7 protein-coding genes and 1 riboswitch are annotated in these 11,756 nt (G+C 59.5%); of the genes, 5 read left to right on the top strand and 2 right to left on the bottom strand.

Features of this window, described 5'->3' with window-relative positions:
- The first annotated feature begins 201 nt into the window (after window positions 1-201).
- Window positions 202-296, top strand: a riboswitch (THF riboswitch).
- Between the two features lie 94 nt (window positions 297-390).
- The 3 genes from RTK01_RS04150 to RTK01_RS04140 all read left to right on the top strand — a co-directional run bounded on the left by RTK01_RS04150 (window position 391) and on the right by RTK01_RS04140 (window position 5,426).
- On the top strand, window positions 391-897 hold the full coding sequence (locus RTK01_RS04150) for a folate family ECF transporter S component (protein ID WP_312279763.1): 507 nt from the start codon (window positions 391-393) through the stop codon (window positions 895-897).
- Entirely contained in the window at window positions 894-2,171 is a 1,278-nt protein-coding gene (locus RTK01_RS04145; protein ID WP_312279762.1) for a folylpolyglutamate synthase/dihydrofolate synthase family protein, read from the top strand. The genes RTK01_RS04150 and RTK01_RS04145 overlap by 4 nt, the downstream gene beginning before the upstream one ends.
- Window positions 2,172-2,351: 180 nt before the next feature.
- A complete protein-coding gene (locus RTK01_RS04140; protein ID WP_312279761.1) occupies window positions 2,352-5,426 on the top strand; it encodes an AAA family ATPase in 3,075 nt (1,024 codons plus the stop codon).
- A gap of 132 nt (window positions 5,427-5,558) precedes the next feature.
- Here the strand turns inward: RTK01_RS04140 and hutI are convergent, their stop codons facing one another.
- Together hutI and RTK01_RS04130 are read right to left on the bottom strand one after the other, a co-directional pair.
- A complete protein-coding gene (gene hutI, locus RTK01_RS04135) occupies window positions 5,559-6,797 on the bottom strand; it encodes an imidazolonepropionase (RefSeq protein ID WP_312279760.1) in 1,239 nt (412 codons plus the stop codon).
- Window positions 6,798-6,870: 73 nt separating this feature from the next.
- Entirely contained in the window at window positions 6,871-8,898 is a 2,028-nt protein-coding gene (locus tag RTK01_RS04130; protein WP_312279759.1) for a urocanate hydratase, read from the bottom strand.
- Window positions 8,899-9,330: 432 nt separating this feature from the next.
- Here RTK01_RS04130 and ftcD point away from each other — a divergent pair, with 432 nt between their 5' ends.
- On the top strand, window positions 9,331-10,221 hold the full coding sequence (gene ftcD, locus RTK01_RS04125; protein WP_312279758.1) for a glutamate formimidoyltransferase: 891 nt from the start codon (window positions 9,331-9,333) through the stop codon (window positions 10,219-10,221).
- 164 nt (window positions 10,222-10,385) lie between these two features.
- Window positions 10,386-11,729, top strand: a complete 1,344-nt coding sequence (gene rpoN / locus RTK01_RS04120) for an RNA polymerase factor sigma-54 (protein WP_312279757.1) — start codon at window positions 10,386-10,388, stop codon at window positions 11,727-11,729.
- Window positions 11,730-11,756 lie beyond the last annotated feature (27 nt).

Below are 11,756 nucleotides of genomic sequence, written 5' to 3'. Positions count from 1 at the left end.
AAGCATTTTCAGGGAAAAGGAGGAGCGGCGAAAAGATCGAGCTTGGGCCGAAAGGCCGAAGCGAGGGATATGGAGCCTGCTCCGCGCACCCCGTTCCCAAGTCCCTGAAAATGCGAAGCATTTTCAGGGAAAAGGAGGAGCGGCGAAAAGATCGAGCTTGGGCCGAAAGGGCAAAGCGAGGGATATGGAGCCTGCTCCGACGACAGAGTAGGGCCAGCGCGTTAAGTGCCGACGGATGGGAGTCGCCGTTGGACGAAGGGGCCAAGCCCCGCGTTGCTGAACCCGCATCCGCTGCCACAAAGAAGGAAATATTTCCTCCCAAGTGGCAACTGCCGAAACCAAGCGACTGCTTGGTTGGGCCGTTTTTCTCACATAAAGGAGGAATTTAATATGAAAAAGCAAAAAACATCCATGTTGGTGACCCTTGGTATGCTGGTGGCCATCGAAATTGTACTCTCCCGGTTCTGCTCTATTCCCGCGTGGAACTTTAAAATCGGCCTAGGATTTGTCCCCGTGGTTGTGGCGGCGGTGCTGTACGGCGCCGTACCCGCGGCAATTGTGGGCGGTCTGGGCGATTTCCTGGGGGCCATTATGTTCCCCATCGGGCCTTATTTCCCCGGATTTACCCTCACAGCCGCGCTGACGGGTCTGGTGTGGGGCGTGTTCCTGCACAAGCGGCAGACCATGGCCCGCATCGGAGGCGCCGTGGCGGTGAACCAACTGATACTGAGCCTGCTTTTGAACACGCTGTGGATTTCCGTGCTGTACGATTCGCTTTACGTCCCCCTGTTCCTCACCCGGACCATCTCCACCGCCGTGATGATTGCGGCACAGGTAGTGACCATCGGCCTGATGACAAAGGTGCTAGGGCACTTCGGAAAGAGGGCCACCGTATGAACCTTTCCCAGGCACTGGAATTTATCCACGCCACGTCCTGGCAGGGAAGCCGTCTGGGGCTGGAGCGCATTGAAGAACTGATGGAACTGCTGGGCAATCCCCAAAAGCGCCTGAAGTTCATTCATGTGGCGGGGACCAACGGAAAGGGTTCCGTGTGCGCCATGCTTTCAGAGATTTTGACCCGGGCGGGCTATACCACCGGGCTTTACACCTCTCCTCACCTCTTTCGCATCAACGAGCGGATGAAGGTGAACGGAACGGATATCTCCGACGAGGAGTTGACCGATCTTGCCCGGCAGGTGAAGCCGCTGGTGGACGGAATGTCGGACCAGCCCACGGAATTTGAGCGGATTACCGCTATGGCCTTGCTGTATTTTCAGCAGAAGAACTGCGACGTGGTAGTTCTTGAGGTGGGGCTTGGAGGACGGCTGGATTCCACCAATGTCATTGGCGCGCCGGACGCGGCGGTGATTACCCACATTGCGCTGGAGCATACCGATGTGCTGGGAGATACCCTTGCAAAAATTGCAGGGGAGAAGGCGGGCATCATTAAGCCGGGCGCGGAGGTGGTGCTCTCCGAGCAGACGGAAGAGGTAGAGGCCGTGGTGCGCCGCGTTTGCGGGCAGCAGGGCTGCACCCTGCGGATCACCGATTCCGCCGCCCAAACGCTGCTTGCCCATGATCTGGACGGGCAGACCTTTGACTATCGGGACCAGAAGACCCTCCGTCTGCGGCTGATTGGAAACTATCAGTATCAAAACGCCGCCGTGGCGCTGGACACCGTGGACGTGCTACGGGAGCGGCGGGGATATGTTATCCCGGAGTCCGCTGTGCGGGAAGGGCTTTTGGCTGTGAGTTGGCCGGGCCGGTTTGAAATTCTCCAAAAAAATCCGCTGGTGCTGGTGGACGGGGCTCACAACCCGGACGGAGTGCGGGAGCTTGCCGGAGGCCTTGAAGCTTATTTGCCCGGGCGGAAGCTGACGATGCTGATGGGCGTGATGGCGGACAAGGATTACGATGATATGATTCGCACTGTGGCGCCGTTTGCAAAAGAGTTTATTGCCGTGACGCCTGAGAGCGAGCGGGCGCTTTCATCCGAGGCGCTTTGTGCGAGAATTGCGGAGCTGACCGGGCTTCCCGCCCGGAGCGGCGGCGACGTGAAAAGCGGCATGGCCATGGCGATGGACGGGAAGGGACCGGAGGACATCGTCTGTGCCTTTGGCTCGCTGTATCAGGTGGGCGAGGTACGCGCCTTCTTCGGACGGACGGACTGACAAACAGCGGCGCGGAGATACGCGGCGCTTGCGTGTAACTGGGGGCAGGCCGTGGCGGCCTGCCCCTGTTCGATGTTTTGCCAATACAAATATAGCTGGCGCGGTGCGACGCAACCGTGATATACTATAGCTTGAAGAACAAAGCCTTGAAATGGCTTTTTGAAGGGAAGGGACGGACCAATGCCGAAAATCGAGGTGCAGATGTTTGATATTCCCTGCGTGAAGCTGGACGGGGTGGAGGTTTCCTTCCCCTTCAAGCGAGTAGACGCGCTGTTTTACTACCTGATCTGCCGCAAAAGCGCCACAAGGCAAGAGCTGGTGGAGCTTTTGTGGGAGGATTGCACGGAGGAGGTGGGCTATAAAAACCTGCGCCATACCATTTACACTCTGCGCAAGATTTTGGGGTCCGACTTGATTCTGACTACGCAGAAGACGGAAGTGCGGCTGAACCCGGAGCGGGAATTATCTTCTGATCTGGACCGATGCGGTGAGGGCGAAGCCATAGACAAGGAACGCTTTTTGAGGGGCTTTACCGTGAAAAACGCGCCCAATTTCAACGCATGGGTAGATCAGGTGCGGGAGCAGATGGCCGCCCGAACCCTCAGCGACCTTTCTGACGGAGCGGCCGAGGCCCGGACGGCGGGTGATCTTGGCAGGGCGGAGCGGTTGAGCCTTGAATATCTCAGCCGGGACGGGCTGGACGAGAAAATGGTCATGTTTCTGATGGAGCTCTATCAGCAGGAGGGGCGGTATTACAAGGCTGCAAACCTTTATCAGCGGCTGAAGGACAAGCTGGCTGAGGAGCTGGGTATCACGCCGCTGCACGAGACAGCCGCGCTGTACTATGAAATTGTAAACCAATGGAACCGTACCACCGAGGACGCGCCCAGCCGCCCCGGGCCGGAGATGACCGCCAGCCGCGCCGCGCTGGTGCGGAAAATGCAGGAGCGGTATCGGCTGTTTCAGGAGGGGTACGAGGTTTCCTCGCTGCTGCTTTACGGCGAGGCTGGCAGCGGCAAAAGCTATCTGCTGCAATCCTTTTTACGCGGCGGGGACTTTTCCGACGCACTGGTGCTGAAGGGCGGCTGTTCCCAACGGCAGGCGGGGGTGTATCTGGAGCCGTGGAAAAACGTGATGCTTTCCGTGGCGGAGGAGATGGCCCGGCGGAACGTGCAGATTCCCGAAACCACTCGCCGCACCATTGCCCGGGTGTTCCCGGTCTTTTCCGACGGGGAAGAGGCCCGACGGGAACCCGGCGAGTTCAAGCAGAACCGCTGCGGCGCGCTGGTGACGGACGCGGTGGCATTGCTGCTGTCTCTGGCGGCCCACCGGCGAAAGATTCTGCTGGTGTTCGAGGATTTGCAGTGGATGGATTCGGCCAGTCAGGACCTGCTCAGTCAGGTGGTGCGCAGGCTGGGAGGAAATCAGCTTCTGCTGCTTGCCACAAGCTGGACGCTGAACGTGGACGTGAATTTCATGCTGGACGAGGCGGCGCTGGAGCGGATATGCATCCCCTGTCTCACGCGGGAAGAGACGAACGAATATTTGGACGCCGTGCTGGGCGGGGACCTTCCTGTCCTCTTGCGGGGCCGCATTTACGAAGCCACGGGCGGCAATCCCCGGTTGCTGGCGGCGGCTGTTGAAAATCTGCGGGGCAAGGAGCCTTCGGAGAACACGCTGCCAGACGAGGGCGGCATCCTTCGCCAGCGGATGGCGGGCCTGAGCGCCCAAGCGCTGCACCTTGCAAATGTTTTGGCTCTGTTTGAGGACAAGACCCCCTGCCGTCTGCTCTCTGAAATCACCGGCTATCAGACGGCGCAGCTTTATGTTCTCTCCGTGGAGCTGGAGGAGCACTCCCTCATTGGAGAGCGTCTTGCGGACGGGGAGAGCTATCTGGAGTTTCTCCATCCCCATATGCGAGAAGCGTTGTATCAGGCCCAGTCCTATTTCCAGCGTCAGCCCCTGCACCTGAAAATTGCAGAATGCCTGCGGGAAACTCTGCGGGAGGGAGACGCGTCCGGGCTTGCGCGGGTGGCGGCCCACTACCGCGCGGGAGGAGACGGACAGAGAGCCTCTCATTGTGAGGTCGAGGCTCTTTACTGGCGGACGGGGCGGAGCTGCGAAATTCCGCCGCTGGCGGCAGTGGATGCGCCCATTCCGTCTCCGCTGCCGGTGGGAGTCACGGCGGAGGACGAGGTGAAGCGACTGGAGCAGGAGCTGGAGCGGCTGCGCCGCCAGCTTCCGCCGGAGGAGAAAGAGACGCTTGCGGGGCCGGAACGGCTGCTTTTGTGCGCCAAGGCGCGGACGATGATTTACGCTGGGCAGTATCAGGAGGGGCTGGCGGTCACCGACGACCTGCTCCGGGCTTTGACGCCATGCGCCCCGGAGGACACGGAGCTGCTGCTGTGGGCGCTGCGCCAGAGAATCACCTATCACATCAAGACCGATCAGGCCGCGCCGGAATATATTGTCCGGGGTCTAGAAATTGCGGAGGAATCGGGCCTGAGACGCCAGCGGGCTTGCTATTTGCTGCTGCGGGGCATTGACTTTTGCAAGGAGGGAAGCTACAAAAGCTGCGACTATTTCCTCCGTCAGGCATTGGAGACGATTGACCACCCGGAGCGCTATCCCATGTTTTGCGCCTATGTGGGGGCATGGCAGGGAGAGTGGAAGCGCCGCCAGAAGGATTTCGCCGGGGCCTGCGCGTTTTATCAGGCGGCGGAGGACCGGACCGAGGGACTGGAGCCATGGCCGGGCAGCGGCTTTTTGTTTGCTTGCCATGCCCGGACCGCGATGGCTATGGGAGATCACGAAAAAGCCCGGCTGCTGCTGGGTCGGGCTATGGCGGCCTTTGCAAAAACAGGAGAACTGTCCGGCAGGGGACTGACGGAGGCTTACACCGCCTATTACGCCGCGCAGGACGGGAATTACGCCCAAGCGGTGGAGCTGCTGGCGGCCTCGTGGGACTCCGCAAGCCGTCTCAGCTCTTTGGTGGAGCAGGGCATTCGGGACAGCGTGCTGGCCCGGCTGCGCCGGGAGCTGGATCAGAACCATATCTTTGACAACGAGCTGGACCGCTATCTTTACCGCCCGCTGGATATCTATTGTCATAGAGGAATGCAGCGGCTTCGGGGCGTGAAGGGCGCGTATGAATTTGACGAGCTGGAAGACTGCCTGAAATACAGTATCCGGCAGGCGAAGCCCCTGACGGTGGAGAACCTTTACAGCAAAAACAAGAACTTTATGACGGAGTGACGCAGGTGCGTAAAAAAGCAGGCCCGGAAAGTCTTTGACTTTCCGGGCCTGCCGGTTTTAAGAAAGCGCCACCAAGCGGCGGGAAGCAATCGAACTATGCGTATAATTTACGCGAAGCTGTATGCCAAAAACTCAGAACCGAACAATCTCGCCCTGCTTGATCACGGTGTCCACCAGATTTGCGCCCAGCCGGTAGCAAATGTAGTCCAGATCCGGCGCGTCCCACACCAGCAGGTCGCCCTGTTTTCCGACCTCCACAGAACCCAGCCGGTCGGCCCGACGGACAGCCGCCGCGCCGTTGAGAGTCACGGCGGTGAGGACCTCCTCTGGCGTGAGGCGGTACTTGAGGCAGGCAATGTTCATGGCAAGCTGCAAGTTGGCGCTGGGGCAGGAGCCGGGGTTGAAGTCAGTGGACACCGCCACGGCCACCCCTGCGTCCAGCATTGCCCGGGCGGGGGCAAAGGTGGCCCCCAGATAGAAGCTGGTGCCGGGAAGCAGGCAGGCAATCACGCCGCCCTTGGCAAGGCTTTCAATGCCCGCCTCCGGGCAGACGATGAGATGCTCTGCCGAGATAGCACCGATTTCGCCCGCAAGCTGGGACCCGCCGATGGGGTCAATTTCGTCGGCGTGAATTTTGGGAATCAGGCCGTGGGCCTTGGCAGCTTCCAGAATCCGACGGGACTCCTCGGCAGTGAACACGCCCGTCTCGCAGAACACGTCGCAGAATTCGGCAAGCTGCTCCCGGGCGACGGTGGGAATCATCTCCTCGCACAAAAGGCGGAGATACCCTTCCCGGTCCTCTTTGAACTCCTCGGGCACGGCGTGGGCTCCCATAAACGTGGGGACCACCTCCACCTTATGCGTCTCATTCAGGCGGTGGATGACCCGCAGTTGCTTGTATTCGTCCTTAGGGGTCAGGCCATAGCCGCTTTTGGCCTCGCAGGTGGTGATGCCCATGCGCAGCATGTCGTCCAGCACCTTGGCGGCTTTGTCCGTCAGTTCCTCCTCGGAGGCGGCGCGAGTGGAACGGACGGTGGAGAGAATGCCCCCGCCCTGGGCCAGAATTTCAAGATAGCTCACGCCGTGGAGCTTCATCCCCAGCTCGTTTTGCCGCCAGCCGCCGAAAATCAGGTGGGTGTGGGCGTCCACAAGACCGGGCGTGACCAAACGGCCCCCCGCATCCACCACCTCCGCGCCGTCGGAAAGTCCGGCGGGAACTGCGCCCTCGCCCACGGCGGAAATCAGCCCGTCCTTTACAAGAACGTAGGCGTTCTTCAGCATTGTGATTTCTCCCTGCTCCTTGCCTCGCCTTGCGGCGGAGCCGACGGGAGTGGCCAGCAGGCCGATGTTTTTAACCAGCAAATTTGCCATAGGGCAGCCTCCTTTATAAAATGTGGGAAAAGGGGCCTCTTTACAAAGGCCCCTTTTCAGGTTTTATGAAAAGTTATTTCGCGCTCTCAAGTGCCTCGCGGATGAGCGTGTCATCGTTCTCCGCCTCGTACGGCAGAGTGATATGGTCCTGACCGTTGTACATCTCGTTGTACTCCATCACGGTGGACATGGCGTTTTCGTTGCGGGCCCAGGAGCGGCGGGCCACGCCCACCATGGTATCCCAAGGCATGGACATCCGCAGAATGGTATCCACCGTCTCGCTGCCGTCCAGCACCATGCCGAAGCCGCCGTTGATGGCCTTGCCGATGCCGGTGCCGCCGCCGTTGTGCAGGGCGATGAGGCTCATGCCACGGGCAGCGTTGCCCGCGTAGCACTGAGTGGCCATTTCGGCCATGATATTGGAGCCGTCTTTGATGTTGGAAGTCTCCCGGAAGGGGGAGTCGGTTCCGCCGGTGTCGTGGTGGTCGCGGCCAAGCATCACAGGGCCGATTTCGCCGTTGCGGACCATCTCGTTAAACTTCAGCGCGAGGTTCATGCGGCCCATGGCGTCCTGATAGAGGATGCGGCACTGGGTGCCCACCACCATCTTGTTCTTCTTCGCGTCCCGGACCCAGACATAGTTGTCATAGTCCTGATAGCGGCGGTTGTGTGCCTGAATATACTCGGCGGCCGCTGCGTCGGTCTTGTCCAGATCCTCGGGCTTGCGGCTCAGGCAGCACCAGCGGAAGGGCCCGTAGCCATAGTCAAACAGGAAGGGCCCCAGAATGTCCTCCACGTAGGACGGGAAAATGAAGCCGTCCAAATCGTTCTCGCCGTTTTTGCAGATGCTCTTCACGCCTGCATCGTACACGGCCTTGAGGAAGCTGTTTCCATAATCAAAGAAATAGGTTCCCCGCTCGTGGAGCTTGCAGACCATTTCATAGTGGTGGCGCAGCGTCTCGTCCACCAGCTTGCAGAAGCCCTCGGGGTCCTTATCCAGCATCTCGGTGCGCTGCTCGAAGGTCAGGCTCTGGGGGCAGTAGCCTCCGTCGTAGGGGACGTGGCAGGAGGTCTGGTCGCTGAGCAGGTCTACATGGACGTTCTTCTCATAGAGGAACTCCAGCAGGTCCACCACGTTGCCGTGGTAGGCGATGGCGCAGGGGGTCTTGTCCGCCAGATGCTTTTTGGCAATGGCCAACGTCTCTTCCAGATTGTCGGACTTCTCGCTGACCCAGCCCTGCGTATAGCGGGTCATGATACGGGACATATCCACCTCGGCAATAATGGAGACAGCGCCGGCAATCTCCGCCGCCTTGCCCTGCGCGCCGCTCATGCCGCCAAGGCCCGCGGTGACGAACAGACGGCCCGCCAGATTCTCGTCGGTAGGAATGCCCAGTTTCAGGCGGCCTGCGTTGAGCAGGGTGTTGAAGGTGCCGTGGACGATGCCCTGCGGCCCGATATACATCCAGCCGCCTGCGGTCATCTGTCCATAGTTTGCGACGCCGATGGCGGCGGCGCGGTTGAAGTCTTTCTGATTGTCGAACGTGCCCACCATCAGGCCGTTGGAAATAATGCAGCGGGGAGCGCCCTTGTGAGAGTGGAACAGGCCCAGAGAATGGCCGCTCATCACAACAAGGGTCTGCTGGTCGGTCATGACCTCAAGATACTTCTTGATAAGACGGTACTGCATCCAGTTCTGGCAGACCTGACCGGTTTCGCCGTAGGTCACCAGCTCGTAGGGGTACAGGGCCACGTCAAAGTCCAGATTGTTCTCAATCATTACCTGAAAGGCCTTGCCCTCCACGCAGTTGCCCTTGTACTCGTCGATGGGCTTGCCGTGCATGCGGCCCTGAGGACGGAAGCGGTAGCCGTAAACCCGGCCGTGCTCCTCCAGCTCCCGGGCAAATTCCTTTGCCATCTGGGCGTGGTGGTCCGGGTGAATGTACCGCAGAGCGTTGCGGATGGCAAGCTCCTTGTCGGCCTGTGTCAGATGAGCTTCCCGGCGGGGGGCGCGGCGGATTCCCTCCTCAAAAGAGGGATACTCGGGCAGATCATAGTCCAATTTCACTGTCATAGCTTTGTCAACGTCAAAGGTAGCCATGCTTGTTCCTCCTGAAAATTGAATTCTGCCGACCGGAAATTCTCCGGCCCGGGCAGTCAAGGATTTTTTCTTACAATCGCATTCTAACATGCATGCTTTAAAAAATCAACAAAAATCATAAAAATCAAATAAAAAATTTAGTAGTTTTCACTAAATTAAAGCAGTATTGCGACAATTCACTGCCAAGGCATCGCATCATCGGACTAAAGCGCCATTGAAGCATGGGCTTACGAATGCAATTATAGGCGCTTTGCGTTGAATTCGCGTCAAAAAAAGTCGACGGACAGTGGGAAAAGGACCGAATGTGAGCACGGAAAGGGAATAGTGGTTGCACGGCGTCGTTTTTTTTGCTATTGTACAAGTGTTATGAAAGAATCGGGGGGCGCGGCTGCGTGGCCCCGAAAACCGGGACGGATAAAGGAGTGAAACGCGATGGATCAGATTATGGAGTGCATCCCGAATTTTAGCGAGGGACGGGATCTTGAAAAGGTGGAAAAAATTGCGGGGGCCTTTCGAGCGAAGGAGGCCGTAAAGCTGCTGGATTACAGCACGGATAAGGACCATAACCGCTGCGTGATTACCGCCGTGGGCAGCCCGGAGGCGCTGCGTGACGCGGTGATTGAGGCCATTGGCATCGCCGTGTCGCTGATTGATTTGACAACGCACGACGGGCAGCATCCCCGCATGGGCGCGGCGGATGTGGTGCCCTTTGTCCCCGTGCGGGGCTGCACGCTGGAGGATGCGGACCGCATCGCCAAGGAAACTGCCGCCGCAGTGGCGGACAGGTATGCCCTACCAGTGTTTCTCTATGAAAAGTCCGCCTCCGCGCCCCACCGGGAGAATTTGGCCGCCATCCGCAAGGGCCAGTTTGAGGGAATGGCGGAGAAGATGAAAAATCCTCTGTGGCGGCCGGACTTCGGCCCGGATACCGTCCATCCCACGGCGGGCGTGACGGCCATCGGCGCGCGGATGCCTCTGGTGGCCTTCAACATCAATTTGAATACGCCCGATTTGCGCATTGCCGACGAAATCGCCCACCGCATCCGCCACATCAACGGCGGTTTCCGGTTTGTGAAGTCCATGGGCGTGCTGCTGGAGGACCGGAACATTGCTCAGGTTTCCATAAATATGACGGATTATACCAAAACCTCCCTCTACCGTGTTTTTGAGACGGTGAAGATGGAGGCCCGGCGCTGGGGCGTGAGCGTGGTGGGCAGTGAGATTATCGGGCTGACGCCCATGGCCGCTTTGGTGGACTGCGCGGAATACTACCTGCGCATAGAGAATTTCCGAATGGACCAGATTTTGGAGACGCGACTGTAAGGGCGCCATAGAGGAAGAAGTCAGACGGCTGCCCGCGAAAGCGGGTGGCCGTCATCTGCGTTTTTTACGCGTTCTGTATGGCCGCTGCGGCAATTTCTCTTTCCTTTCGACAAAAACTGTGCTAAACTGATAAACAATGACTTCTGCGGAAAGGAGACGGGTATATGGTTTTTCAACAGCGCCTGGAACAGGCGCAAAAGCAAATATTAACGCAGGCCATGCTGCAATCGCTGCATTGTCTGCAAATGCCGTCTTTGGAGCTGCGGGAATTTTTGCATGAAGCGGCGCTCTCCAATCCCCTTCTGGAGGTGGAGGACGCGCCCCACGACGGGCCTCGTCCCGAGACGATGGAGGCGGCCCCGGAGACAGTGCTTCCCATCGAGCGGCGAGAGCAGCTTATTTGGGAGGGGGGCGGCGGACTTTCGGATTTCACCTCCTGTCTGACCCGTCCTCAGACTTTTTCAGAATATCTGGACGCCCAACTGGGCCAGTCCGCATCACTGGACGGACGGATGCTGGCTCTGAGCCGATATCTGGTAGGCTGTCTTAACTCCGCCGGATATCTGGACTGCGAGCTTCACGAGCTTGCACAGGAGATGGACGTGACGGAACCGGAGCTGGAGCAGGCGCTTTTTGCGGTGCAGGCGCTGGATCCGCCGGGCGTGGGCGCCCGGAGCCTGTCGGAATGTCTGCTGCTGCAACTGGCGCAGGGCAGGGAATTCACCGAGGTGAATATCCACATGATCCGCTTCGGCCTTCCGCTTTTGGGGGAGGGTGATTATGCGGGCCTTGCAAAGCTCTTGGACGTTTCTCCGGCGGAGGCCCGCCGGGCCGGAGACGTGGTCCGCGCGCTGAACCCCATTCCCTCCCGGGGCTTTTGCTCCGCGCGGGGTACGGCACTGATCGCGCCGGAGGCCGTCATCCGCCGGGCGGGGGACGGGCTGGTGATTGAAATGAACGAGGGCGCGGTTCCCCGCGTCTCTTTGAACCGGGAATACTGCGCCTTGGTGGGCGACCCCGGCTGTCAGGAGGCCCAGCTTTATCTGAAGGAAAAGCTGGCCGAGGCCAAAAACCTGTTGAACAATATGGAGAGTCGGCATGAGACGCTGTTTCGCCTGCTGTGTGCGTTGGTGAGGGAGCAGGAGGGCTACTTTCTCCGCCGGGAGGATTTGCTGCCCATGACCATGGAGCAGATGGCCCAGCGCCTGAGCCTGAATGTCTCCACCATCAGCCGGGCGGTGAAGGACAAATACGTCCAGTTTGACGGACGCATTTTCCCTCTGCGAAAGCTGTTTTCCACCGCCTTGCCCACCGGCGGCTCCGCCGAGGCGGCCCGCAGCCGCCTGCGCCGCTTTGTGGAGGCGGAGGCTTCAGATCGGCCTTTGTCCGACGAGGCGCTGGCGCAGGCACTGTCCGGGGTGGGATTTTCCCTATCCCGGCGCACGGTGGCGAAATACCGGGGCGAGCTGTCCATTCCCCCAGCCTCTCAGCGCCGCAAAAGGACATAGCCCGCGGGCGGCGCGCGAGACAGCAGA

The organism is Oscillibacter sp., from assembly GCF_031978065.1.
Taxonomy (GTDB): Bacteria; Bacillota; Clostridia; order Oscillospirales; family Oscillospiraceae; genus Oscillibacter.
This window is presented reverse-complemented; position numbering and strand designations above follow the sequence as displayed.

Excerpts from the sequence above, each read along its gene's own strand:
- rpoN (WP_312279757.1), top strand. The coding sequence starts at position 10,386 with ATGGTTTTTCAACAGCGCCTGGAACAGGCGCAAAAGCAAATATTAACG.
- hutI (WP_312279760.1), bottom strand. The coding sequence starts at position 6,797 with ATGGCAAATTTGCTGGTTAAAAACATCGGCCTGCTGGCCACTCCCGTC.
- RTK01_RS04140 (WP_312279761.1), top strand. The coding sequence starts at position 2,352 with ATGCCGAAAATCGAGGTGCAGATGTTTGATATTCCCTGCGTGAAGCTG.
- RTK01_RS04145 (WP_312279762.1), top strand. The coding sequence starts at position 894 with ATGAACCTTTCCCAGGCACTGGAATTTATCCACGCCACGTCCTGGCAG.
- RTK01_RS04150 (WP_312279763.1), top strand. The coding sequence starts at position 391 with ATGAAAAAGCAAAAAACATCCATGTTGGTGACCCTTGGTATGCTGGTG.
- ftcD (WP_312279758.1), top strand. The coding sequence starts at position 9,331 with ATGGATCAGATTATGGAGTGCATCCCGAATTTTAGCGAGGGACGGGAT.
- RTK01_RS04130 (WP_312279759.1), bottom strand. The coding sequence starts at position 8,898 with ATGGCTACCTTTGACGTTGACAAAGCTATGACAGTGAAATTGGACTAT.